The sequence below is a fragment of the Saccharothrix sabaoui genome (assembly GCF_051756985.1).
Taxonomy (GTDB): Bacteria; Actinomycetota; Actinomycetes; order Mycobacteriales; family Pseudonocardiaceae; genus Actinosynnema.
Map to the genome: position 1 here is coordinate 1 of NZ_JBPKJK010000140.1, position 23072 is coordinate 23072.

The following is a 23072-nucleotide window of genomic DNA, read 5'->3' on the forward strand; positions in this document are numbered from 1 at the left end:
GACCTCCTCCACCCGGTCGCGCTTCGTGACCAGGTCCCAGACCAGGTCGGCCAGGTCGGCGGTGAACGCCTCGACGTCGACGCCCTCGGCCCGCAGGCCGTCGCGCAGCGCTTCCAGCGGGCCCCGCCGCCGCGCCACCAGCGCCACGTCGTACCCCTCGCGGGCGAACCGCACCTGCGGCAGGACGCGCGGCGCAACGTCGAGAAGCTCAAGGCCGCCGCGGTCGAGGTGTTCCGGGAACGGGGCCTCGCCATACCCCTCGGGGACATCGCGGCCCGCGCGGGGGCCAGCACCGGCACGCTCTACAACCGCTTCGGCAGCCGCGAGGCGCTCATCGACGCCGTCCTGCCCGACCTCGTGGCCGCCGACCTCGGGCAGGTCCTCGACCGCGTCCGCGCGGGTGGTCCAGGACGCCCAGCGCGACGGGTCGCTGCGCGCCGACCTCGCGCCCGGCGACCTGTTCGTGGTGTTCTGGTCCCACGCCCAGCTGGTCCGCGCCACCCACGCGACCGCGCCCGACGCCTGGCGCCGCAACCTGGCGATCTTCCTCGACGGCGCGCACGCCGGGGCGGCCCGCGAGCTGCCCGTCGGTCCGGACGCCCTGCCCGACCCCGCGACCCTGGAGGAACCGTCATGACCCTCGACGAGGTCATCGCCCACTGCCTCGCCAAGCCCGGCGCGGAGGAGACCTACCCGTGGGGCGAGTCCGAGCTGGTGTGCAAGGTCGGCGGCAAGGCGTTCGCGTTCATCGGGCTCGTCGAGCACACGGTGGGCGTCAAGTGCGGGACCGACGCCGAGGACGCGGCGGCGTGGCGGGAGCGGTACCCCGGTGACATCGCGGTCAGCGCCTACGTCGGCCGCTACGGCTGGAACCGCGTCGACCTCGCGGGCGCGGTGCCGGACGACGAGCTGCTGGAGCTGCTCGACGGGTCCTACGACGCCGTCGTCGCCGGGCTGCCGAAGAAGAAGCGGCCATGAGGAGGGGGTGCCGGGAAGATCCCCGACACCCCCTCCGAACAGCGGGAAGACCTCAGCTGGTGATGTCCTTCGTGGCGAACTTGCGCGCCGCCATGAGGGTGAAGAACGCCCCGAACGCGAGCGCCGAGAACGTCCCCATCGCCATCTGCGACCAGTCCACGTCGGTGGACAGCAGGTCGACCCACGCCAGCGCGTAGTGCGTCGGCAGGTAGTTCCGCAGGTCCTCCAGGGCGGTGATCTGGTCGAGGATCTGCGACAGGATCGACGCCAGCACCGCGCCGCCGACCGCGCCCAGCGGCGCGTCGGTCGACACCGACAGGTACAGCGCCAGCCCGGCCACCCAGAACAGGTGGATCGCGATGTAGACGACCGCCAGCGCGATGCCGAGGACGCCGTCGCCGAACGGCGCGGCCTCACCCGTGGGGGAGACCAGTTCGCCCGCCCCGTACCAGGCCACGCCGACGCCCAGCGCCACCGCGGGCAGCAGGACCAGCGCGAACAGCGACAGCAGCCCCGACGCGAGCGCCTTCTGCCGCAGCAGCCGGTGCCGCGGGACGGGCGCCGCCAGCAGGTACTTCAACGACGACCACGACGCCTCCGACGCGATGGTGTCGCCGAAGAACAGCGCGACGATCATCGGCAGCAGGAAGCTCCCGGACACGAACAGCGTGAGGATCACGAAGTTCACGCCGCTGGCCGTGGCCAGGTCGACGAACCCGCCGGACCGGCGGTTGGCCTGCGACTCGCCGATCTCGAACGCCACCACCAGGATGAACGGCAGCAGGACGAGGAAGCCGAGCACGAGCTGGGTCCGCCGCCGGCGCAGCTGCCGGGCCAGCTCGACCCGCAGCGGCAGCGTCCGCCCGGCCCGGTAGCCCACCTTCGAGCCGTCCGGGGCGACGGAGGAGTGCTCCGCCGCCGCCGCGTTCGTCAGGTCGGCGATGGCCGACGGGTCGGTGTGCACGCCGTTGGTATTCATTCGCCCACCAGTTCCAGGAACGCGTCTTCCAGCTTCCGCCGCGGACCGGCCTGGTCCACCGCCACGCCCGCCGTCACGAGGGCCTCCAGCGCGGACGCGCGGGGCGTGCCGTTGAGGCCGGCGTGGACCTGGTCGCCGTCCACGCTCACGTCGTGCACGCCGGCCAGGCCGCGCAGCACGTCGGCCGCCTCCTCGGGGCGGTCGACCCGGAAGCTGGCCTCGCCGCCGCCCGTCGCGATCTCCTCGACCGGGCCGGCGGCGACCAGGGTGCCCTTGTGCATCACGACGACGTGGGAGCACGTCTGCTCGACCTCGGCGAGCAGGTGGGAGGACACCAGCACGGTGCGCCCCGCCCCCGCGTAGCGGCGCAGCACCTCGCGCATCTGGTGGATCTGGGGCGGGTCGAGCCCGTTGGCCGGCTCGTCGAGCACCAGCAGGTCCGGCAGGCCGAGCATGGCCTGCGCGATGGCCAGCCGCTGCCGCATGCCCTGGCTGTAGGTCCGCACGCGCCGGTTCACCGCGTTGCCCAGGCCCGCGATCTCCAGGGCCTCCTCGACGTGCGCCTGCTCCGCCGGGCGGCCGGTGGCCGCCCAGTACAGCCGCAGGTTGGCCGCGCCGGACAGGTGCGGCAGGAAGCCGGAGCCCTCGACGAACGACCCGATGCGCGACAGCACCGGTGCACCGGGGTGCACCTTGTGCCCGAACACCCGGATGCCGCCCTCGCTGGGCCGGATCAGCCCCATGAGCATCCGCAGCGTGGTGGTCTTGCCCGCGCCGTTGGGGCCGAGCAGGCCGAGGACCTGGCCGTGCTCCACCCGGAACGACAGGTCCTTCACCGCGGTCAGCCCGCCGGGGTAGGACTTGGTCAGGCCCTCGATGACGAGCGGCACCGACTCCAGCGACGGGTCGACGTCGGCCGACAGCCTGCGCCGGAACCAGGCGACCACGGCCGCGATCACGCACACGACCAGCACGACCGCGATGCCCCACAGGGCGGTGGTCGGCACGTCGCTGGTCGCGTTCACGCCCGCCACCACCGGCACGGACAGCGTCGGGACCGCCAGCGACACGCGGTACGCGGCGGGCTCGGTGGCGTTGGCGTACGCCTGGTCGGTGGTGGACACGACGACCTGGAAGCGGTGGTCGCTCTCCACCGGCCGCACCGCGCCGGGCAGCGTCACGGTCACGTCGACCGGCGTGCCGTCGGCGGGCAGGGACGCGATCCGCACGGGGGCCACGGCCGAGCCGGGCAGCGTGCGCACGCCGTTGGCGTCCGCGTCGTACAGCTTCACGTACAGCACGGCGCCCTCGGCGGGCACCGGCTGGCCGGGCACCGCGGCGACCCGCAGCCGCACGGTGGACGCGCCGGTCAGCAGCGTCTGGGCGGTCTGCGGCTCGCTCTGGAACACGGCGGACTGGCCGGGCAGGTCGAGCGAGAGCCGCGAGGACAGCGAGCTGGACCGCGACACGATCGACCCGAGGCCGGGCAGGCTGGACACGGCGGCCGGGTTGCCGCCCGCCGGGTTGACCACGACCTGCTCGCGCCCGGACAGCGCCACGTCGGTGCGCGCCACGGGCGAGGTGCCCGCCAGGCCCGGGTAGGCCGGGGCGACGACGGTGCGCAGCGCGGGGGTGCCGCTGCTGCGGAACGCGCCCGCCACCGTGTACTCGAAGCTGGTGCCGGGGTCGGTCCCCTCGCCGCGCAGGTGGAAGTCGAGCCAGTCGGCGATCTGCCCGCGCAGCTCGGGGCCGGGGGAGCCGCCGTCGTGGCCGCCGGAGTACCAGACGACCTTCACCTTGGCGCCGTTGGCGGCGATCTGGCGGGCGTTGGCGTCGGCCTGGTCGAGGCCGAACAGGGTGTCCTGCTCGCCCTGCACGATCATCGTGGGCTGGGTGATCTTGTCGGTCACCGCGACGGGGGACGAGCGGCGCAGCAGCTCCAGCGTCTGCGGCCCGGCCTTGCCGGTGGTGGCGACCTCGGTGTACGCGGCGCACACGTCGGCCTGGAACCGGCCGCACGCCCCGGTCACGGGACCGGGGGGCCGGCCCTCGCCCTGCTGCTGGGCCGGGGGCGCCTGGGTGGCGGCCGCGGCGGCGGCGCCCAGGTTGTCGTCGTCCTCCTGGCCGGGTTCGACGGCCTCCTGGCCCGGGTTGGCGGCGTCCGCGCCGGACAGGCCGGCGGAGAAGAAGATGCCCGCCCACGAGCGCTTGAACACGCCGTTGTCGGCGAACGCGCCCGGCGAGGCCGTGCTCGCGTCGACCGCGTCCGGTCGCGCCGAGTTCGGCAGCAGCGCCTGGGCCAGGTCGTTGTAGGTGATCACCGGCGCGATGGTGTCCACGCGCGGGTCCACGCCGGCCAGCGACAGCGCCAGCGCGCCGCCGTAGGAGCCGCCGGTGACGCCGACGCGCGGGTCCCCGCCGCCGTCGGTCACGACCTCCTCGCGGGTGGCCAGCCAGTCGAGGAGCTTCTGCGCGTCGCGGACCTCGTGGTCCAGCGAGTTCAGCGCGATCTGCCCGGTGCTGCGGCCGAAGCCGCGGGCGGAGTAGGCCAGCACGACGAAGCCGCGCTGCGCCAGTTCGGTCGCCTGACCGGCTACGCCCTGCTTGCTCCCGCCGAAGCCGTGCGGGAGCAGGACGGCCGGGGCGGGCGTGCGTTCGGGCAGGTACAGGGTGGTGTCGATCTGCACGGTGCGGTCGCTGTCCGGACTTTCCGGCACGTCGATCACCGCGTCGCGGGTGCTCACCGGGGCTGGTTCGTCGCCCCCGCGCGTCCAGACCACGACAGCAGCCAGCAAGGCTGCTACGAGGACCAGCGCGGGGAGCGACCACCTGCCGCGGAGGCGGTTGAGGGAGGCCACGGCACGACCTTAGGCGCGCACGCCTGAGAACGGTGTGTGAGCAGGGGGTCCGACTCTCAGCGAATCACCCGAAAACGACGAAATGGGTGCCCCTGATCACCCCGAGTGGCGCGGGAGGGGGGTTATGCGTGAGACTATCCGCAGGTGGAGGGGAGTACTCCCTAACGCGGTGGTGTCGTCAGCACGGAATCCGGCGTGGGGTTCCCGGTGCCACCGGTCGGCTGGTCCAGTCGGCGGAGGAGACCTCCGGTCATTGGCGTGCGCGCGGTGTACCGGAGGGTGTCTCGATGTCTGTTCCTGTGTGGCTGTGGTTCGCCACGATCGCCGGCCTGGTGGTGCTGCTGGCCATCGACCTCTTCATCGTCGACCGCAAACCGCACGAGGTCACCATCGGCGAAGCGGGCCGCTGGGTGATCTTCTACGTCGGCGTCGCGGTCCTGTTCGGCCTCGGCATCTGGTACTTCTCGGGCGGCACGTACGCGGGCGAGTTCTTCGCCGGGTACATCACCGAGTACTCGCTGAGCGTCGACAACCTCTTCATCTTCCTGATCATCATGACCACCTTCAAGGTGCCCGCGATCCACCAGCACAAGGTGCTGCTGATCGGCATCCTGATGGCGCTGGTCATGCGCGGCATCTTCATCGCGGTCGGCGCGGCGGTCATCGCGCAGTTCAGCTGGGTCTTCTACCTCTTCGGCGCGTTCCTGATCTACACCGGCTACAAGCTGGCGTTCACGAACCACGACGACGACGGCGAGGAGTACAAGGAGAACGTCGCCACGCGGGTCGTGCGCAAGGTCTACCCGGTCACCGACCGCTACCACGGCGGCGACTCGTTCGTGAAGATCGACGGCAAGCGCTTCGTCACGCCGATGTTCATCGTCATCGTGGCCATCGGCACCACGGACCTGCTGTTCGCGCTCGACTCGATCCCGGCGATCTTCGGCCTCACCAAGGAGCCGTTCCTGGTCTTCTCGGCCAACGCGTTCGCGCTCATGGGCCTGCGCCAGCTGTACTTCCTGCTCGGCGGCCTGCTGAACAAGCTGGTGTACCTGTCGATCGGCCTGTCGGTGATCCTCGGCTTCATCGGCGTGAAGCTGATCCTGGAGGCGCTGCACACCAACTCGCTGCCGTTCCTCAACGGCGGTGAGCCGCTGCACGTGCCGACCATCGGCATCGAGCTGTCGCTGTCGGTGATCATCGGCGTGCTGGCCATCACCACCATCGCCAGCCTGATCAAGGTGAAGCGCCACCCGGAGGCGGCGCTGCACACGGGCGCGGACAAGCCCGCGGAGTAGTCGTCCGGGCCGTTCGGGTGACGTTCTGTGAGCGTCAATAACTCGTACGCTTTGCTAAGGACCTGTCCGGTACCGTGCTGAGGCGTGCGCCCCGATGACTTGCAGCAGCTGACCACCCCCGGCTCCGTGTCGGTGCGGGGTGACCTCGTCCTGGTGAACGTCACCACCCCGGACGTCGCCTCGAACACCTACCGGGGCGGGCTGCACCGCGTGCCCCTCGACGGTGGCGGCGCGCGGCGCTGGACGTGGGCGGAACGCGACCTGGCCCCCCGGATCTCCCCGGACGGGCGCTGGGTCGCGTTCCTGCGCGTCGCCCGGAAGGGCGCGGCGCCGCAGCTGCACGTCATGCCCGCGGACGGCGGCGACGCGCGGGCGCTGACCGACCTGCCGCTGGGCGCGGGCGCGCCGGTGTGGGCGCCCGACTCGCGGCGGCTCGCGTTCACCGCCCGCGTGCCCGAGGCCGGCCGCTACGGGACGCCGGTCGGCGACGGCGACGAGGCCCCGTCACCGGACGCCGAGGCGCCCCGCCACATCACCCGGCTCGACTACCGGATCGACGACGTCGGCTTCACCACCGACCGGCACACCCGGCTGTTCACCGTCGACGCGCTCGACCCGGGCGCCTCGCCGGTCGAGCTGACCGACGGGGCGTTCGCCGCGACCGAGCCGGCGTGGAGCGCCGACGGCGACTCGCTCGTGTTCGTCGCCGACCGCGACCTCGGCGCGACCGAGACCGTCTACAACGACCTGTACTCGGTGCCCGCGGCGGGCGGCGCGCCCACGCTGCTGGTCGCCTCCGAGGGGCAGGTCGCGCTCCCGGTGGCGCTGCCCGGCGGCGGCGTCCTGTTCTACGGCACCGAGTTCCCCGGCGGGCACGGCGTGGCCCGCAACCTCGGCCTGTGGCGGTTCGACGGCGCCGGGCTCGTGCGCCTCACCGACACCGAGACCGTGGACTGCGAGAAGGCCGCCGGCGCGCCCGTGGTCACCGACGCCGGCGTGCTCGTGGCCGTGCGCAACCGGGGCGCGGTGGAGCTGCGGCGCGTGCCGCTCGACACCCCCGGCGCCGTGCTCGACGACCTCGAACTGCTCGCCGGCGACCGCGCCGAGGTCAGGTCCTTCGCCGCGGACGGCGACGTGACCGTGGCCGTGGTCTCCACCGCGGACAACCCCGGCGAGGTCGTGCGGGTCGGCGGCGACGTGCTCACCGACCTCGGCTCCACCGTGCCGCTGCGGCCCTCCGTCGAGCTGACCGGCAGCGCGCCCGACGGCTACCCGGTGCACGGCTGGCTCGTCCTGCCCGAGGGCGAGGGGCCGCACCCCGTCGTGCTCGCCGTGCACGGCGGCCCGTTCATGTACCACGGCTGGGGCTTCTTCGACGAGGCCCAGGTCTACGCGGCGGCCGGCTACGCGGTCGTGCTGCCCAACCCGCGCGGGTCCGCCGGGTACGGCCAGGCGCACGGCCAGGCCGTGGTCGGTGCGTTCGGCACCGTCGACGTGGACGACGTGCTCGCGGTGCTCGACGTCGCCCTGGAGCGGCCCGACCTGGACGCCGGCCGGGTCGGCGTGATGGGCGGCTCCTACGGCGGCTTCATGACCTCGTGGCTCGCCGCGCACCACGGCGAGCGGTTCCGGGCGGCGTGGAGCGAGCGCGCCGTCAACGCGTGGGACTCGTTCGCCGGGTCCTCCGACATCGGCTGGTTCTTCACCGACGCCTACTGCGGGCCGGGCCTCGCGGAGCAGCGCGCGATGAGCCCGCTGACCTACGCCGAGAAGATCACCATGCCCTTCATGGTGGCGCACTCCGAGCACGACTGGCGCTGTCCGCTGGAGCAGGCCCAGCGCCTGTACGTGGCCCTGCGCCGCAACGGCGTCGAGGCCGAGATGCTGCTGTTCCCCGGCGAGGGCCACGAGCTGACCCGCTCCGGCAAGCCCCGCCACCGCGAGCAGCGGTTCGACCACGTCCTCGCCTGGTGGGGCCGCCACCTGGGCTGAACCACGGGAAATCCCGGGTCCCGGGCGGTGGTGGGCGGCAGACTGGTCCCTTGCGGAGGAGGTCGAACGCCATGGTGAACCCGTTGCCCGGACCCACCGGGACCTACCTGGAGACGCTGCCCGACGCCGCCCGGGGCGCGCTGCTCACCCTCGGCGCGTCCCGCACCTACCGGCGCGGGACGCCCCTGATGCGCGAGGGCGACCTGTCCGACCACGTGGTGGTGATCGAGCAGGGCCTGGTGAAGGCCACCGTCACCCTGGAGAACGGTCGGGTCGCGCTGCTCAACATCAAGGTGGGCGGCGACCTGATCGGCGAGATGGCGCTGATCACCGGCGAACCGCGGTCGGCGACCGTGACCGCGTGCGTCGACAGCCGCGTGCGGGTGGTCCCGGCCGCGGCCTTCACCCGGTTCCTCACCGACTTCCCGGCCGCGCACTTCGCCCTGGACCGGACGATCGTGCGCACCATGCGGTGGGGCGAGCAGCGGCGCACCGACTTCAGCGGCTACCCGGCGGCGACGCGGCTGGCCCGCGTCCTGGTGTACCTCGCCGACGCCTACGGCCGGAAGGCGGTCGGCGGCGTCATGCTCAAGCTCGGCCTCACCCAGGGCGAGATCGGGTCGCTGGTGGGGGTCGAGGAGGACACCGCCCGGCGGGAGTTCCGGACGCTGCGCGACCGGGAGGCCATCACCGTGGGGTACCGGTCGGTGACGATCGTCGACCGCGACCGGTTGCGCGAGATCGGCGAACTGCTGTGAAACGGGAAACCCGGTGATAGCCCTACTTCCCGGGGCCGGGGGGCGGGATGCTGCACCGGTGACGCTGGACATGGTGACGCCGCTGCACGGACTGGTCTACCGCCTCGTGGTAGCGGTCGACGTGGAGGGGTACAGCAAGCTCGACGCGCTCGACCAGTCCCTGGTCCAGGCGCGGCTGAGCGACGTGCTGGACGTGGCGGCCCGCAACGCCGGGCTGGACCGCGACCTGTGGTACCGGCAGGTGCGGGGTGACGGCGAACTGGCCGTGCTGCCCGCCGACGCCGACGCCGCGTGGGTGGTCGCCCGCTTCACCGAGCAGCTGGCGCGCGCCCTGGCCGACCTCAGGGCGGCGGGCACCCCGCTGCGGATGCGCTTGGCGATGCACTGCGGCCCGCTCACGGCGGGCGCGTTCGGGTTGGTGGGCGACGCCCCGATCGTCACGTGCCGGCTGCTGGACGCGAAGGTGGTGCGGGAGGAGCTCGCGGGCTCCGACGACGACCTCGTGCTGGTGATCTCCGACCGCCTGTTCGCCGACGTCGTGCGCACCCGGTTCCACGACCTGGACCCGTCCCGGTTCCGGCCGACGCGCTTCCGGGTCAAGAGCACCTGGTACGCCGGGTACCTGTGCCCGGTCGCCCCCGCACGCGCTTGACCGAAAGCTAGCGGACGGCGAGCCGGTTGCGGCACGCTCTCCCGATGCAGTGGACCGTGCGGGCCGGGCGGCCCGACGACGCGCCCGAGATCGCCAGGATCAACGTGGACGCCTGGCAGCACTCCTACCGGGGGATCGTGGACGACCCGGTGCTGGACCGGATGCTCCCGGAGAGCAGGCTCCCGGCGTGGGCGCGGGTGCTGCGGCTGCCCGAACCCAGCCGCGTGTTCGTCGCGGTCGAGGAGGGCACGGGCCGGATCGGCGCCTACTGCGCGGTCGACGCGGTGCGCGAGAACACCGACGCGCACCCCGACCTGCACACCGGCGAGCTGGTGGCGATCTACGCCGACCCCCGGTTCCGCGGCACGGGCGCGGGCCACGAGGTGCACGAGGCGGGCGTGCGCCACCTGCTCGACCAGGGTTTCCGGTACGCGGTCCTGTGGGTCTTCCAGGACAACGCGCGCAGCCGGGCGTTCTACGAGGCGCACGGGTGGCGGCACGACGGGCTGGTCCACCGCTACGAGCTGGGCGAGCAGGAGCTGCCCGAGGTCCGCTACGGCCGGTTCCTGTCCGCGCCCCGGCGCCGGGGCCGCCAGATGAGCCTGTGACCCCGGCCGGACCGGCGGCTCAGCCGAGCAGCGTGTAGTTCAGCTCGTCGCACACGCGGCCCAGGGGCAGGTCCAGGCCGGGGTGCTCCAGCGGCAGCAGCACGTCGGGCGAGACGGGCAGGCCGGTCGCCGCGGGCGGGTCCCACAGGCACACCGCCGGCGCGCCCGAGTCCATCGACGACCGGTACCACAGCCCGTCCAGCTCCGGGTAGGCCGCGCGGATCGCCCGCGCCCACTGCCGGGTCATGTGCTTGGGCCCGGAGCTGATCTCCTGCGAGGCGCCCACCCTGGTGGGCCACAGCCCGACCAGGTCGAGCAGCCGCAGCGTCCGCCGCGGTCGCATCACCACCAGGAACGGGCTGCGCGTGCGCCGGTCCACCACCGACGTCGCCTGGAACACCTCGGCCACCGACGTGCGCACGGTGAGGCCGAAGTAGAGCACGCCCTGGTCGTGGGCGTGCGCGGGCGCCCCGTCGGGCGACGGCGGGTGCGTGTCGAAGCGGGCGTGCGCCAGCGGCCCGGTGTAGCGGAAGCTGTTCCAGCGCTGCGGGTGCAGGCCCTTGGCGGCGAAGATCCGCACCAGGCGGGTCGCCCGGTGGACCGCCACGACGTCCTCGGTGCGGCGGAGGCTCGCTTGGAGCACGGCGGGAGCGGGCGGCTGGGGGAGCCGTGACATGCGCGTCCAGTGTCTCGGGGACCGGGGGATCGCGGGACGCGTGGTCCCGCGGGTGGCCCCGGGCGGGTGCGGCCGGGGCGGTGCGCCCCGGGCGGGGGCGTTCCCGGGTGGGCGTGCCTCGGGCGGGTGCCTCGGGCGGGGTGCGCCTCAGGCGGGGGTGTCTCAGGCGGGGGTGCCGAGCTGCGCGGCGAGCGCGGTCACGCGGCGGGGGTCGCCGCCGGCCAGCAGCCACTCGCGGGGCGAGGTCGGCTCGTCGTCGACGAGCAGGTCCTCCTGCGGGGTCGTCATGAACCCGGCCACGACCAGCGCGGGCTGGTCGGCGGGCACGGCGGCCAGCACGGCCTCCAGGCCCGGCAGCACGCCGTCGCCGGCGAACTGCCACGCGGGCAGCCGCCAGCTGCCCCGGTCCTTCCAGCCGACGAGGCGGCCCACGCCGAGCCGGTGCCGGATGCGGCTCGTGTCCACGCCCAGCTGGCGGGCCGCGTCGGCGACGGTCATCGCCGAGTCGCGCAGCACCGCGTGCGCCACCACCGTCCGCGCGCGCCCCTGGTCGTCGGCGGTGCGGTGAGGTGCGAGGTCGAGGCCGACCTCCACCAGCGCGTCGCGCTGGTCCGGTGGGAAGTAGCTGCCCGGGTCCGGGTGCGGAGGGGCGAGCCTCTTGGCGGCGTCGGCGACGAGGGACAGGAACTCGTCGGGGGTGACCTGAAGACCTGCCTTGGCCAACACCGCCTCAAGCGCGGGACTCATGCGCACAGGGTATCCCGGGCGTGCGCTTTTGTGCGCACATGTAACTCGAATGTCGGCAGTTGTGAACGCAGCGCACACAGCACACCACTCTACGTAAACGAACGAGGTGGGGCACGGTGACCTGGGACTCACCCGGCCGCTGGATACGATGCCGCCGGATGAGAGGGCGGGGGTGGTCCGGTGGTGGTACCGGCGCGGGTGGACAAGAGGGTGGCCGGGGTGGCCGTCCTGTGGGCGGGGGCGGTCGTGACCGCGCTCGTCGTGGTCCTCGGCCGCTCCGGCGGTGACATCGGCCTGCTCGACCTGCGCGTCTACCGCACCGGCGGCGAGGCGTGGCTGGAGGGCGTCCGGCTGTACTCGGACGGCTTCCCGAAGCCCCTGGACGGCCCGTCGTTCCCGTTCACCTACCCGCCGCTGGCCGCGTTCCTGTTCAGCCCGCTCGCGCTCGTGCCGTGGCCCGCCGCCGTGCTGATCTGGACCGCCGTCGGGCTCGCGCTGCTCACCGGCGTCTGCCTGGTCACCGCCGAGCACGCCTACGGCCGCACGCACCGCGCCCTGCTGGTCGGCCTCGGCGTGGCCCTCGGGTCGCTGCTGCTCGAACCCGTCACCGCGACGCTCGACTTCGGGCAGATCAACCTCGTGCTGCTCGGCCTGGCCGGGCTCGACTGCCTGCTGCCCCGGACCCGCTGGCCGCGCGGCCTGCTCATCGGCCTCGCCGCCGCCGTCAAGCTCACGCCGCTGGTGTTCGTGCTGTTCTTCCTGCCGCGCAGGCAGATCAGGCCCGTCGTCACGGCGGTCGCGTCGTTCGTCGGCTTCGGCCTCGTCGGCTTCGCCGTCGCGCCGACCGACAGCAAGGAGTACTGGTTCCACGCGCTGCTCGACCCGGGCCGCGTCGGCGGTCTCGACTACGTGGCCAACCAGTCGCTGCGCGGCCTGGTCAACCGGTGGGGCTTCACCGGCACCGCCGAGTCCGGCCTGTGGGTGGCGCTGTGCCTGGCCGCGGTCGCGCTCGTGTGGGTCGCGGTGGCGCGGTCGGGCGAGGACCGGGTCGGCGCGTTCCTCGCCGTCGCCGTCGGCGGCCTGCTCGTGTCGCCCGTGTCGTGGACGCACCACTGGGTGTGGGTCGTGCCCGCGATCGCCTACCTGCTGCACCGGTCGTGGCCGTGGGCCGCCGCCGTCGCGCTCCTCTTCTGGCTCGGGCCGATGTGGTACGTGCCGTACGAGGACAAGCTGGAGCAGACCTGGAACTGGTGGCAGCAGGTCGTCGGCAACGCCTACGTCTGGGCGGGGCTCGCCGCGCTCGTCGTGCTGGCGCTCAGGCCACGCCCCGCGGCGGTCACGGCCCCGTGATCAGCGCGACCGCGCGGTCGCGGGTGGCCTCGTCCACCTCGCCCACGCGGAAGCCGCGGGCCACGATGTGCGCCACCAGCTCCGGCTCCGGCGGCAGGCCGTGCTTGCGCAGGTAGTGCGGCACCGCCCCGGCCCACACCCACGTCCCGTCGGTGCGGAAGTTCAGCGGCACGTCCACCTCGGCGGGCGCGAACTCGTCCACGTCGAGGTTCCGCGCGGCCAGCACCACCGGCGCGCCCTCCAGGTAGGTGAGCAGCGCCTCGCCCAGCTGCCGGTCGATCGCCTGCCGGTTCACCACCGGGCGGCCCGCGTCGTCGCGGCCGTCGTACACGTGCGCGGTGCGCAGCTCCCGCTGCCGCGGCGGCAGGCCCACGCGCTGCCGCAACCAGTCGGGCACGCGGTCGTCGTGCCGGGGGAACGTGCGCAGCTCGTCCTGGAAGCCGATCACCGGCGGCGCGTTGCGCCAGCGCGGCTCGTCCTCGGCGTTGAAGTCCACGGAGAACGACGCGGGCGCATCGATCTCGTACACCGCGCTCAGCCACGTGCCCCGGTCCGGCTGGTGCATCCCCGCCCGCAGCTGCCCGAACAGCTGCACCACGTCCAACGGGGGCCGCACCGGCCGCCACTGCCCGTCCGGTCCGGCGAACGCCAGGTCGACCTCGATGTGCCTGCCCGCCGCCCGGTACTCGGCGCGGATGCGCTGCCACCCCGGGGGCAGCGCCGGCAGCATGGCGCGGCCGATCTGCTTGACGAGCCTGCTCTGCTCCTCCTCGGACAGCGGTGTGGCTGGCTGGCTCATGCGTCGAACACCCTTTCGGCTCCCCCCGACACGGTGCGCTGATCTTAACGGCCACGACACACCGCCGGGGTCCGGTCGGGACAGCTCAGCCCCCGTCCCCGACCGGCGCGCCCCGCTCGTCCCACCGCTCGACCTGCTCGGGCCGACCGCTGTCGGAGAACACGTGGTGGGCGGCCGACCGCCCGTCCGGGTACCACTCGTACCAGTCGCCGACAGCGACGCCCATGTGGGTCCAACCCCTGGACCTGAGCCGCCCATCGGGGTGGTACTCCTCCTGAAGACCGCTGCTGATGCCCTCGAAGTAGCTGTTCGACCCCACCAGGCGGCCGTTCCCGTCGCGGTGCTCGACCTCGCCGGTGAACGGCCCGTCGTCGTGGCAGACCCGCTGGGCGTCGTCCACGTACGTGTCCGACTCGTCGACGCGCACGATCGTCACGGTGCGGAGCCCCCTCGTTCCCGGTGCCCTGGTCTTCGCGACCCCGTTCCCCGCGCGGGGAACGGGGAGCGCTTCACGGACCGCCGCCGGCGGTCAGGGCTGCTTCGCCCACTCGGTGACCAGGTTGCCCCGCTGGTCCCACTCGCGTCGTTCGAGCTGGTCGCCCCGGTCGCTGAACAGGAGGTCGGCCGCGAGCCGGCCGTCCGTGTGCCACTGCCGGTGCCGACCGACCGGGATGCCGTAGCGCATCTCCCCCTCTTTGTAGGGGCGATCGCGGTCGAACCACTCCCGGTACGGCCCGTCCTCGACGCCGTTGAGGTAGGTGTACAGCGTGAGGACGGTCCCGTCGGGCCGGGACTCGACCACCTCGCCCGTGAACGGCACGCCCTGGTGGAAGACGACGCCCTCGTCCTCCTCGACCTCATCAGCGTCAACTCGCATAGTGCCTCTCCTCCGGGGGGATGATGCGTCGGTTCGGGTCGCCCACCGCGTGGGTCGCGCGTTCCGTTCCGCTGCGCACGCCGTCGATCATCCTCGTGCAGTTGGGGCAGCACTTGGCGATGTCGGGGAACTCCCCGGATGCGTTCGGCCCTCGACCCGGTGGCGTGAACGCGTTGTCCACCCGCAACTCCGCGAGCACCTCGTCCAACTGCTCCGGCGTGAGGTCGGGCGGCAGGTCGCGGTCGTTCAACATCTGGTTCACGTTCTTGACCTCGGCGTGCCGGGTGGGCGCGTCGTTCTGCGGCCACTCGGTGCGGACCTCGTTGCCGCTGCCGTCGCGAGCGGGCTGCCCGAGCCGATCGGGGTGGCGGTCCGGCTGGGTGTAGCCGGGGCGCGTGCCGTCGGGTTGGGGGTTCCCGCGCATGGCCTCCTGGCGATCACGGAGCACGGGGTGCAAGTCGCTGTCCGGGATCAGGTCGGTCGGGGCGCCGTTGATGGACTCGTACACCTTGCCGGTCCGGTGGTCGATCGAGACGGATACGCAGACGACGTTCTTGCCCGCCCACTTCTCCGGGTTGCGGTGCGTCTCACCCCGGATGCTCTCCGGCATGAGGGACCGGTCCTCGATCCTGGACTGGATGAGCTTCGCCCGGTCCGCGAGGACGTCCCGCTGGTAGGCGTCGATCGGTTGGCCGTCGTAGTGGGTGATCAGGCCGTTCTCGGTCCCACACCGGGCGGGGTCGAGGGTTTCCAGCTCCTGGGGCCTCTTCGGGTCCGGTGGCGGGTCGTCCGGGTGGTGCTCGAAGCGCGGGTCGCGCTCGTAGGGACCACCGTCGGTCGCGCGGTCGCGGGCGCCGTCGGCGTCGGTGTGGTCGCCCTTGTCGGTGTCGTGGGTGCCGGGCGCGTAGCCGTCGCCGCCGGCCTTCGTGGTGGTGCCGTCGGGGTGGTGGGTCTGCCACTCGCCGTTGGGCGGGATGCGGGGGTGGCGGTTCCCGTCCGGGCCGATGTGGGCGTCGCTGGTGTAGACGCGGCCGTTGGCGTCCGTCCAGGCGGGTTTGGTGGGGGCGAGGACGTCGGCCCCGGTGTGGCGGGAGAGGCGCTGGGCGAAGTCGTTGCTGCCGGCGTCGCAGCCGATGAGGCGGATGGGGGTCCTGCCGTCCCAGCCGCTGCGGCGGAGCAGGTCGCCGTACTGCTCGGGGGTGCAGGTGCGGTTGCCGATGCGGGCGTGGCCGTCCGGGGTGATGTGGACGTCGGCGGTGAAGCGGTGGGGGTCGGGTGGGACGCGGTGGGGCAGGTCGCCCATGTCGGGGTCGCCGCGGTGGTGGCTGACGCCGGCGGGTGTGGTCTCGCCGTGGCGGGCGTGCGCCTCGTCGATGCCCGACCGGTCGGTGTCCGCGCGGTCGGTGTCGGGGCGGTCGCTGTCAGGACCTTCGTGGTGGTGGCCGGGGCCGGGGGTGGTGTCGGGATCGCGGCGCGGCGGGGTCCACGGCTCGGCGGCGCGCGGGCGCGCGCCATCGGCGGCGTGGGGCGCGTCGGGCCGCCCGGGCGGGCCGTGGTGACCGGGTGCGGGCGGGTTCGGGCCGGGGCCGCCGGGGCGATCGTGCGGCGGGGTACCGGGGCCGGTGTGGGTCGGGCCCGCACCTCCCGGCCGACCGTGGCCCGGAGCGTTGTGACCGGGAGCGTTGTGACCGGAGCTGTTGTGACCAGGGCTGTTGTGGCCGGGTCCAGCATGGCCGGGGCCCGCATGGCCGGGGCCCGCATGGCCGGGGCCCGCGTGACTGGGCCCGAACGACGAGGGTCCGAACGACGAGGGCCTCGGAGTCTCGGGGCCGCGTGCCGCGGGGACACCCGAGCCCATGTCACCTCGACCGCCGGGGGTTCCGGTCCAGCCACCACCGCCGCCACCGGGACGCGGGCCGCCGCCGGGAGCACCGCCGCCCGGTGTGCCGCCACCGCTGGGCAGGCCGCCTCCGGGCATGCCGCCCGGGACGTTGCCCGGCGTGCCGGCGGGGTTCGGGTAACCGCCGGGGGTGTTGGGCTGGCCGTGGCGCGGGGGTGCCTCGGGCGTCGAGGCGGTGGAGGTCGAGGTCTGGTCGAAGCGGTGGGGCGTGGGCGCGCCCGGGGCCCCGCCGTTGGGGGAACCGCCGCCGTACGGGGAACCGCCGGTTCCCGGGGCGGGCTGCCCGCCCGGGCCGCCTCGGTGCTCGCCCACGGGCACGCCGCCGGAGGGGTTGCCGGAGGGGGTGCTGCCGGGCGGGTACTGCCCGCCGGGGCCGCCCCGGTGCTCGCCGACCGGCACGCCGCCGCGCGGGGTGCCGTGGCCGGGAACACCCGGCGCGGGAGTGCCGGGAGTGGGGCCGCCCGGCGTGGTGCCGCCGCGCGGCAGGTCGTGGTCCGGGCTGTCCGGGGTGCGGCCCGGGCGCGGTGCGGACAGGGGGCCGTCCGGGTCGCGGCCCGGCCTGGGGTAGTCGGTACCGGTCGTGGTGCCGGAGGTCGTGGTGGTGTCGCCGGGGCGGCCGGTGCCGGGGGTTCCGGTGCCGGGGTCACCAGTGCCGGGGGTTCCGGTACCGGGGTTGCCGGTGCCAGGGGTGCCGGTGCCGGGAGTGCCGCTGTCGGGGTTGCCGGTACCGCCGTCACGGCCCGTGCCGCGGTCACCGCCGGCGGGAGGGCCGTCCGGCGTCCCACCGGGCGCGTCGACGTCGGTCCGACCGGTCTGCAGGAACCCGCCCCGCTTGATGTTCTTCGGGTCGAGCACGTCCAGGCCGGTGGCCTTGCCGGCCAGCTTGCCGACCACCTTCATGATCTTCTCGAAGACCTCGACCAGGCGCTTCAACATCGGCGAGACGCGCTTGATCGCGTCCAGCAGGTCCTGGACGATCTTCGAGATCTTCGCGGCCCACCGCGCGATCGCGGTCACCGCCTGCGCCACGATCACCGGCGTCCCGAACCCGAGCGTGAACGCCGCCTCCAGCACCCACGCGATGAGCTTCCCCACCAGGTCGGCGATCAGGTCGCGCACCACCTCGCGCACGAACGCCACGACCATGCCCATCATGCCCACGACCGTGCCCACGGTCCCCGCCGCCGACGCCGCGCCGGACAGCGCGTCACCGTGGACCTTCGAGTTCTCCGCGTACGCCTCGGCCGCCGCACCGGTCCACCCGGCCGTGCCCGACGACACCGCCGACGCGTAGTCCTCGGCGATCTTCCCCAGCTCGGTGGCGACGTTGGTCCAGGTCGTCGAGTACGACTCGATCACCGGCGGGTTCCCGGCCAGCCAGTCCAGCATGTCCTTGAGCGGCTGGACGTGCTCCATCAGGAACGACGCCGCCGACGACATCAGCGTCCCGAACGGGTCGATCGCCATCGCCGCCGCGTCCGCGGCCAGCCCGACCATCCCCAGGCCGGCGCCGACCCAGTCGCCGTCCTTGACGCCGTTGAACGTGTCCATCGCGGACTCGGCGATGGAGATGCCCGTCGCCCACCCGTTGTCGCCGGTGCCCGCGTTGACGACACCACCCGGTTCCGCCGGGGCCTGCGCCACCAGCGGGTTCTCGCCGGCCATCAGTCGCCCGACCCGAAGCCGTCGCGGATGGCGTCCTCCACCTCGCGGTACTGCGCCGCCGTGGTCCGCACGGACTCGCCCGCGGCCTCCATGGCCCCGACCGCGCCCTGGAGCGCGTCCAGGCCCCACTGCTCGACGGGGTCGAGCATCATCCGGAACGGCTGGCAGATGATGCCGTAGGCGTCGGTCGGCATGCTCACCGTCCGGGCGGCGTCCACCGCGCCCTGGAGGCGCGTGCCCAGGTCCGTCAACTGCTTGCCGTGCGCGTCGAGGCTGTCCGCGACGATCTCGAAGCCCGCCATGCCCTACCCCCCTTGAACCGTGCTCACGACAGGAACGAACGCCCGCCGAAGTCGTCGTCCTCGTCGTCCGGGCGCGCGTGCCGCCGGGGCGGTGGCTGGACGGGACGGGGCGGCCGGGCCGCACCGGGTGGCTGGGACGGGCCGGGCGGCTGGGCCGCGTCGTCCTCGATGCCGAACCGCAGCTCGCGGTTGACCGGGGGCGGCGGCTCCTCGTGCGGCGGGGCCGGGAAGGTGCGCTTCGCCTGGTCGAACAGGGCGTTGGCCGTCTCGTCCCGGGTGCCGATGGTCTCGCTCATGGCCTGCTGGAGCAGCTCCGGGATGCGGGACTGCGCGCGTTGCAGGGTGCGCATCACCTCGGCCGACACCTCGGCCATCCGCTTGTCCCGCGCGGACTCGGCGATCTCCAGGTTCGTCAGGATGCCGTTGGAGCCGATGGTGAGGCGGACCGAACCGTCGCGCGAGGTCTCCGAGATGGACATGCCCTGCACGCGGGTCGCCATCTCCTGGTAGCGCTCGGCCTTCTCCTCGACGCTGCGCTGCCACTGGCTGAGCATCCGCTCGGACGCCCCGATGTCCTCGGGCACGGCGGCTTCCCCCTCGCTGTACCGGTCCCCTGCGTTCCCCCGACAGGATGACGCAGACGCGAACGGCCCGGTTCCGGGGCTGGACCAAATGCTCCGAACGGAGCAGCCGCCGGGACCGGGCCGGGTGGCGCGGCTAGTTCACGCCGAGCAGGTCGACCACGAAGATCAGCGTCTCGCCCGGCTTGATCACGCCACCCGCGCCGCGGTCGCCGTAACCCAGGTGGGCGGGGATGACCAGCTTGCGCCGGCCGCCGACCTTCATGCCCTGCACGCCCTGGTCCCAGCCGGCGATGACGCGCCCGCCGCCCAGCGGGAACGAGAACGCCTCGCCGCGGTCCCAGGACGCGTCGAACTGCTCGCCGGTCGAGTGCGCGACGCCGACGTAGTGGACGTGCACGAGCTGGCCGGCGGTCGCCTCGGGTCCGTCGCCGACGGTGATGTCCTCGATCACCAGGTCGGCGGGCGCGGCGCCCTCGTAGGGCTCCACCTCGGGCTTGCTCGGGGCCATGTCACTCTCCTGTGCTCGCGGTCAGCCCCTGGCGGGGCGGTCGGCGACTACTCAACCACGCCCGCCCGGGTGAGGCCGATCGGCCCAGCGGTCGCGGAATCCGGCGTGCCGCGCAACCGCGCCGCCGCCCCGCCCCGTCCTGGGGGCATGAGGCGATGGTCCTGGGGTTCGCGGGCGGCGCTGGTCGGCGGCGCGGCGCTGGTGCTGGGGGTGAGCGCGGCCTCCGCCGTGCCCGCGCCGGAGGTGGACTGGCGGATCGTGCCGCCGATCGAGGCGGTGCCGGTCGACCTGGTCGCGTTCGACTCGTGCGAGAACGCGCTGAACGGCCTGCGCACGGCCGTCGCGCCGCACGTCGGCCCGTACGGCCTGGGCGGCGGTTTCCTGATGAGCGCCGAGGGCGACGTCGCCACCGACGCGCGGGCGGGCGCTGTCCCGCCGGTCGCGGGACAGCGGTCCTCGGGGGAGAAGGCCGCGGTGGAGCAGTCCGCGCCCGACGCACCCGCCCCCGACCACTCCACCACCAACACCCACGAGCGCGGCGTGGACGAGCCGGACCTGGTGAAGACCGACGGCGAGCGGGTCGTCACGGTCGTCGACGGCCGGCTGCGCGTGCTCGACGTGGCCTCGAAGCGGGTCACCGGCACCCTCGACCTGGCCGACGCGCCCGCGTCCCAGCTGCTGCTGCGCGGGGACCGCGCGCTGCTCGTCGGCGGGGCGCACGGCCCGACCGGCCGGGGGACCGCGGTCGACGGCGTCCCGGGGGAGGGCGCCACGATCACGCTGGTCGACCTCACGGGCGAGCCGGCGGTGCTGGGCTCGCTCCGGGTCGACGGCCGGTACGTCGACGCGCGGCAGGTGGACGACGTCGTGCGCGTGGTCGTCCACTCAGGACCGGAGCTGCCCTGGACCTACCCGGCGGACGGGCGCGGCGAGGCCGAGTCCCTGATCAGGAACCGGGAGGTCGTCGCCACCGCGCCGATCGAGGCGTGGCTGCCGCGCTACGAGCTGAGCGACCCGGCCGGCCGGACGTCGCAGGGCCCGCTGGTCGCGTGCGACCGGATCAGCGCGCCCACCGGCCACTCGGGCACGTCGATGCTGTCCGTGCTCACCTTCGACTTCCCCGGCGACCTGGGCACCGGCGACGCGGTGACGATCCTGGCGGACGGCGACACCGTGTACGGCACGGGCGGGTCCCTCTACGTCGCCGACGACCACCGCCTGCGTCCGCGGACGCGCCGCGCGCCGGACGGTCCGCCGACGACCGCGATCCACCAGTTCGACGTGTCGAGGCCCGGGCCGCCGGAGCACGTGGCGTCCGGTCGGGTCGCGGGCACGCTGCTCAACCAGTACTCGCTGTCCGAGCACGCGGGCCACCTGCGGGTGGCGACGACGACCGGGGACGCGCCGGGCGTCCCCGAGCGGGCGCCCGCCACGCAGAGCGCGGTGACCGTGCTCAAGCGGGACGGCGGGGAGCTGGAGGAGGTCGGCAAGGTCGACGGTCTCGGCGTGGGGGAGCGGATCTACAGCGTCCGGTTCGTCGGCCCGGTCGGGTACGTGGTGACGTTCCGGCAGGTCGACCCGCTCTACACGCTGGACCTGTCCGACCCGGCCAGGCCGCGCCGGGTGGGCGAGCTGAAGATCACCGGGTACTCGGCCTACCTGCACCCCGGCGAGGGCGGGACGCTCATCGGCGTCGGCCAGGAGGCCACCGGGCAGGGCCGCACCACGGGCACGCAGGTGTCGCTGTTCGACGTGTCGGACCCGGCCGCGCCCGCCAAGGTCGCGGGGCACCACCTGCCGGGGGCGAGTTCCGAGGTGGAGTACGACCCGCACGCGTTCCTGTACTCGCCCGAGCGCGACCTCGTCGTGCTGCCGGTGGTGACCGCGTCGGCCACGTCGCCCGTGCCGACCGCGTCGCCCGCCGACCCGACCGGCACGGTGGGGAAGCCGGTCGCGCCGGCGGTCGGCGGGGTGCTCGTGCTGCGGCTCGCCGACCGGGCGTTCACCGCGCTCGGCGAGGTCCGGCACGAGGCGTCGTCCTACGACGCGGGCATCCGCCGGGCGCTGCTGATCGGCGACGACCTGTGGACGCTGTCCGCCACCGGCGCGCGGGTCACCCGGCTCGACGGGCTGGTGGAGCGGGCCTGGCTGCCGTTCACCTGACCAGGTCACCTGGCCCGGTCGGTCACCTGACCTGGTCGTGCAGCAGCCGGTGCGCGAGGACCGTGCCGCCCGCCGTCGCGGCGGGCAGCACGACCAGCGCCGCCAACGGGATCAGGCACAGCAGGTAGACGGGCACCGCGTAGCCGAGCGTGATCGCGCGCCGGCGGCGCAGGACCTGCCTGCGCACCTTCAGGTTCAGGCCGCGCCGGGTGAACGGGATCGCGGTGAGCTCGATGGCGAGGATCGTGGCGTTGACGCACACCGCGATCACCGGCACCACCGTCTGGCCGACGACCGGGATGAACCCGGCCGCGAACAGCGGGATGGCGCACAGGACCGCGAGGCCGACCAGCAGCACGGCGTCGCGCACGCCGATCGCGGCCGAGGTGAGCCAGCTCACCCGCTCGGCCTCGGGCACGCCGCCGAGGTGGTCGTCCTCGATCTTCTCGGCGATGTACTCGTAGAACGGGCTGCCGATGACCAGCGTGATCGCGGTGAACAGCAGCAGGCCGACCGAGACGAACGCGACGACGGCGCCGACCCCGGCGGCGAACCGGACGACCGAGCGGGGCGTCTCCGCCCAGTCGTCGGCGAACGGCGTGATCCACGCCGCGATGTCGTCGACGTAGGTGGTGAGCCCGATCAGGCCGCCGATCAGCAGCGCCGTCGTGACGAGCGCCGGGATCGCCCCGATCAGCAACAGCTTCGGCGAGCGGAACACCAGCCCGAAGCCCTCGCCGAGCACCTTCACACCGGTGGAGAAGTCCCGCAGCACCCTGATCACGGCGCGGAGCATATCCGCGTGGGCGCCACGACCCGTGGTCGTTGTCGGTAACCCCACGGGAACGCGGCCCGCTCAACCGCTTGAGCACGGGCTTCCGGTACCCCGAAACGGCGGTGTGCCCCGTCCCGGCAGCGGTGCCAGGATGCGGGGTCTCGCGAAGGGACGGGCATGGCACTCGACCGCACCGACCCGACCTCGGGGAAGCCCGACGCGGTGGTCCCGCGGGGCCCGTTGCCGCCGTTGCCGCCGTCGCTGTGGGCCGCCGCCGAGGTGCGCGACGCGGTGCGCCACCGGTCACCGGGGGCCGTCGTCGCGGCGGCCCGCCGCGCGCACGGCCTGCGCCAGGACGAGCTGGGCGCGCTCGCGGGCTTCTCGCAGTCCGCGATCTCCCGGTTGGAGGCGGGCAGCAACATCGCCTACGACCTGCGCGTGCTGCGGCCCCTCCAGCGGCTGATGGGCATCCCGGCGCACCTGCTCGGCCTGGCCGACGACACGGTGCCGGTCGAGGCGCGGCAGGTGCGCGCGCTCGCGCCGGACTTCGCGGCCGGCCCCGGCGCGGTGGTCGCGGGGCCACCTGTCCGTTCGGGCTGATGG

22 protein-coding genes and 1 pseudogene are annotated in these 23072 nt (G+C 73.9%); 11 read left to right on the forward strand and 12 right to left on the reverse strand.

Annotated features, from left to right (window positions below; genetic code table 11):
- Positions 1-228 precede the first annotated feature (228 nt).
- The 3 genes and pseudogenes from ACR807_RS32020 to ACR807_RS32030 all read left to right on the forward strand — a co-directional run.
- Positions 229-285, forward strand: a pseudogene (locus tag ACR807_RS32020) (hypothetical protein); the annotation flags it as partial.
- A 115-nt stretch (positions 286-400) separates the two neighbouring features.
- Positions 401-637 carry a hypothetical protein gene (locus ACR807_RS32025; protein WP_438925223.1) on the forward strand — a complete coding sequence of 79 codons (237 nt, stop codon included), beginning with the start codon at positions 401-403 and terminating at the stop codon, positions 635-637.
- Positions 634-978, forward strand: coding sequence for an MmcQ/YjbR family DNA-binding protein (locus ACR807_RS32030; RefSeq protein ID WP_438925222.1), 345 nt, complete (start codon positions 634-636; stop codon positions 976-978). The genes ACR807_RS32025 and ACR807_RS32030 overlap by 4 nt, the downstream gene beginning before the upstream one ends.
- A 52-nt stretch (positions 979-1030) precedes the next feature.
- On the opposite strand, the gene ACR807_RS32035 is transcribed toward ACR807_RS32030, so the two are convergent.
- Complete coding sequence (locus ACR807_RS32035) at positions 1031-1957, reverse strand: ABC transporter permease (protein ID WP_438925202.1); 927 nt, start codon at positions 1955-1957, stop codon at positions 1031-1033.
- Positions 1954-4815 (reverse strand): alpha/beta fold hydrolase, encoded by a 2862-nt coding sequence (locus ACR807_RS32040; RefSeq protein ID WP_438925203.1) that lies wholly within the window; start codon positions 4813-4815, stop codon positions 1954-1956. The genes ACR807_RS32035 and ACR807_RS32040 overlap by 4 nt, the downstream gene beginning before the upstream one ends.
- 287 nt (positions 4816-5102) lie before the next feature.
- Here ACR807_RS32040 and ACR807_RS32045 point away from each other — a divergent pair, with 287 nt between their 5' ends.
- The 5 genes from ACR807_RS32045 (at position 5103) to ACR807_RS32065 (ending at position 10123) form a co-directional block, all read left to right on the forward strand.
- Positions 5103-6113 (forward strand): TerC family protein, encoded by a 1011-nt coding sequence (locus tag ACR807_RS32045; RefSeq protein WP_438925204.1) that lies wholly within the window; start codon positions 5103-5105, stop codon positions 6111-6113.
- Positions 6114-6197: 84 nt separating this feature from the next.
- Complete coding sequence (locus ACR807_RS32050; RefSeq protein WP_438925205.1) at positions 6198-8105, forward strand: S9 family peptidase; 1908 nt, start codon at positions 6198-6200, stop codon at positions 8103-8105.
- Positions 8106-8176: 71 nt separating this feature from the next.
- A complete protein-coding gene (locus ACR807_RS32055; protein WP_438925206.1) occupies positions 8177-8863 on the forward strand; it encodes a Crp/Fnr family transcriptional regulator in 687 nt (228 codons plus the stop codon).
- A gap of 58 nt (positions 8864-8921) precedes the next feature.
- Positions 8922-9515 (forward strand): hypothetical protein, encoded by a 594-nt coding sequence (locus ACR807_RS32060; RefSeq protein WP_438925207.1) that lies wholly within the window; start codon positions 8922-8924, stop codon positions 9513-9515.
- A 44-nt stretch (positions 9516-9559) separates the two neighbouring features.
- Entirely contained in the window at positions 9560-10123 is a 564-nt protein-coding gene (locus ACR807_RS32065) for a GNAT family N-acetyltransferase (protein ID WP_438925208.1), read from the forward strand.
- Between the two features lie 19 nt (positions 10124-10142).
- Here ACR807_RS32065 and ACR807_RS32070 read toward each other — a convergent pair whose 3' ends face one another.
- Together ACR807_RS32070 and ACR807_RS32075 are read right to left on the reverse strand one after the other, a co-directional pair.
- Positions 10143-10799 (reverse strand): RES family NAD+ phosphorylase, encoded by a 657-nt coding sequence (locus tag ACR807_RS32070; RefSeq protein ID WP_438925209.1) that lies wholly within the window; start codon positions 10797-10799, stop codon positions 10143-10145.
- A gap of 162 nt (positions 10800-10961) precedes the next feature.
- On the reverse strand, positions 10962-11546 hold the full coding sequence (locus ACR807_RS32075) for a DNA-binding protein (RefSeq protein WP_438925210.1): 585 nt from the start codon (positions 11544-11546) through the stop codon (positions 10962-10964).
- A 180-nt stretch (positions 11547-11726) separates the two neighbouring features.
- Here ACR807_RS32075 and ACR807_RS32080 point away from each other — a divergent pair, with 180 nt between their 5' ends.
- The gene (locus ACR807_RS32080) at positions 11727-12896 is read left to right on the forward strand and encodes a glycosyltransferase 87 family protein (RefSeq protein WP_438925211.1); all 1170 of its coding nucleotides are present in this window, start codon (positions 11727-11729) and stop codon (positions 12894-12896) included.
- Here ACR807_RS32080 and ACR807_RS32085 read toward each other — a convergent pair.
- The 7 genes from ACR807_RS32085 to ACR807_RS32115 all read right to left on the reverse strand — a co-directional run bounded on the left by ACR807_RS32085 (position 12883) and on the right by ACR807_RS32115 (position 19531).
- Positions 12883-13695: a hypothetical protein gene (locus ACR807_RS32085; protein ID WP_438925212.1), complete on the reverse strand. Its 813-nt coding sequence runs from the start codon at positions 13693-13695 to the stop codon at positions 12883-12885. The genes ACR807_RS32080 and ACR807_RS32085 overlap by 14 nt on opposite strands.
- 85 nt (positions 13696-13780) lie before the next feature.
- Positions 13781-14131, reverse strand: a complete 351-nt coding sequence (locus tag ACR807_RS32090) for a toxin-antitoxin system YwqK family antitoxin (protein ID WP_438925213.1) — start codon at positions 14129-14131, stop codon at positions 13781-13783.
- A gap of 93 nt (positions 14132-14224) precedes the next feature.
- Positions 14225-14572 carry a toxin-antitoxin system YwqK family antitoxin gene (locus tag ACR807_RS32095; protein ID WP_438925214.1) on the reverse strand — a complete coding sequence of 116 codons (348 nt, stop codon included), beginning with the start codon at positions 14570-14572 and terminating at the stop codon, positions 14225-14227.
- The gene (locus ACR807_RS32100) at positions 14562-18137 is read right to left on the reverse strand and encodes a WXG100 family type VII secretion target (protein ID WP_438925215.1); all 3576 of its coding nucleotides are present in this window, start codon (positions 18135-18137) and stop codon (positions 14562-14564) included. Before ACR807_RS32100 ends, ACR807_RS32095 begins: the two co-directional genes overlap by 11 nt.
- Complete coding sequence (locus ACR807_RS32105; protein WP_438925216.1) at positions 18137-18439, reverse strand: type VII secretion target; 303 nt, start codon at positions 18437-18439, stop codon at positions 18137-18139. Before ACR807_RS32105 ends, ACR807_RS32100 begins: the two co-directional genes overlap by 1 nt.
- Positions 18440-18462: 23 nt before the next feature.
- The gene (locus tag ACR807_RS32110; RefSeq protein WP_438925217.1) at positions 18463-19023 is read right to left on the reverse strand and encodes a YbaB/EbfC family nucleoid-associated protein; all 561 of its coding nucleotides are present in this window, start codon (positions 19021-19023) and stop codon (positions 18463-18465) included.
- Between the two features lie 133 nt (positions 19024-19156).
- Positions 19157-19531: an FKBP-type peptidyl-prolyl cis-trans isomerase gene (locus ACR807_RS32115; protein ID WP_438925218.1), complete on the reverse strand. Its 375-nt coding sequence runs from the start codon at positions 19529-19531 to the stop codon at positions 19157-19159.
- 147 nt (positions 19532-19678) lie between these two features.
- On the opposite strand from ACR807_RS32115, the gene ACR807_RS32120 reads away from it, so the two are divergent.
- Positions 19679-21694, forward strand: a complete 2016-nt coding sequence (locus tag ACR807_RS32120) for a beta-propeller domain-containing protein (RefSeq protein WP_438925219.1) — start codon at positions 19679-19681, stop codon at positions 21692-21694.
- A 22-nt stretch (positions 21695-21716) separates the two neighbouring features.
- On the opposite strand, the gene ACR807_RS32125 is transcribed toward ACR807_RS32120, so the two are convergent.
- Positions 21717-22478, reverse strand: coding sequence for an EI24 domain-containing protein (locus ACR807_RS32125; protein WP_438925220.1), 762 nt, complete (start codon positions 22476-22478; stop codon positions 21717-21719).
- A 168-nt stretch (positions 22479-22646) separates the two neighbouring features.
- On the opposite strand from ACR807_RS32125, the gene ACR807_RS32130 reads away from it, so the two are divergent.
- The gene (locus ACR807_RS32130; RefSeq protein ID WP_438925221.1) at positions 22647-23069 is read left to right on the forward strand and encodes a helix-turn-helix domain-containing protein; all 423 of its coding nucleotides are present in this window, start codon (positions 22647-22649) and stop codon (positions 23067-23069) included.
- Positions 23070-23072 lie beyond the last annotated feature (3 nt).

What these genes read in the sequence shown, in the direction of transcription:
- ACR807_RS32070 (WP_438925209.1), bottom strand. Translation starts at nt 10,799, where the DNA reads ATGTCACGGCTCCCCCAGCCGCCCGCTCCCGCCGTGCTCCAAGCGAGC.
- ACR807_RS32065 (WP_438925208.1), top strand. Translation starts at nt 9,560, where the DNA reads ATGCAGTGGACCGTGCGGGCCGGGCGGCCCGACGACGCGCCCGAGATC.
- ACR807_RS32130 (WP_438925221.1), top strand. Translation starts at nt 22,647, where the DNA reads ATGGCACTCGACCGCACCGACCCGACCTCGGGGAAGCCCGACGCGGTG.
- ACR807_RS32105 (WP_438925216.1), bottom strand. Translation starts at nt 18,439, where the DNA reads ATGGCGGGCTTCGAGATCGTCGCGGACAGCCTCGACGCGCACGGCAAG.
- ACR807_RS32030 (WP_438925222.1), top strand. Translation starts at nt 634, where the DNA reads ATGACCCTCGACGAGGTCATCGCCCACTGCCTCGCCAAGCCCGGCGCG.
- ACR807_RS32045 (WP_438925204.1), top strand. Translation starts at nt 5,103, where the DNA reads ATGTCTGTTCCTGTGTGGCTGTGGTTCGCCACGATCGCCGGCCTGGTG.
- ACR807_RS32055 (WP_438925206.1), top strand. Translation starts at nt 8,177, where the DNA reads ATGGTGAACCCGTTGCCCGGACCCACCGGGACCTACCTGGAGACGCTG.
- ACR807_RS32095 (WP_438925214.1), bottom strand. Translation starts at nt 14,572, where the DNA reads ATGCGAGTTGACGCTGATGAGGTCGAGGAGGACGAGGGCGTCGTCTTC.
- ACR807_RS32075 (WP_438925210.1), bottom strand. Translation starts at nt 11,546, where the DNA reads ATGAGTCCCGCGCTTGAGGCGGTGTTGGCCAAGGCAGGTCTTCAGGTC.
- ACR807_RS32100 (WP_438925215.1), bottom strand. Translation starts at nt 18,137, where the DNA reads ATGGCCGGCGAGAACCCGCTGGTGGCGCAGGCCCCGGCGGAACCGGGT.
- ACR807_RS32115 (WP_438925218.1), bottom strand. Translation starts at nt 19,531, where the DNA reads ATGGCCCCGAGCAAGCCCGAGGTGGAGCCCTACGAGGGCGCCGCGCCC.
- ACR807_RS32035 (WP_438925202.1), bottom strand. Translation starts at nt 1,957, where the DNA reads ATGAATACCAACGGCGTGCACACCGACCCGTCGGCCATCGCCGACCTG.
- ACR807_RS32120 (WP_438925219.1), top strand. Translation starts at nt 19,679, where the DNA reads ATGAGGCGATGGTCCTGGGGTTCGCGGGCGGCGCTGGTCGGCGGCGCG.
- ACR807_RS32085 (WP_438925212.1), bottom strand. Translation starts at nt 13,695, where the DNA reads ATGAGCCAGCCAGCCACACCGCTGTCCGAGGAGGAGCAGAGCAGGCTC.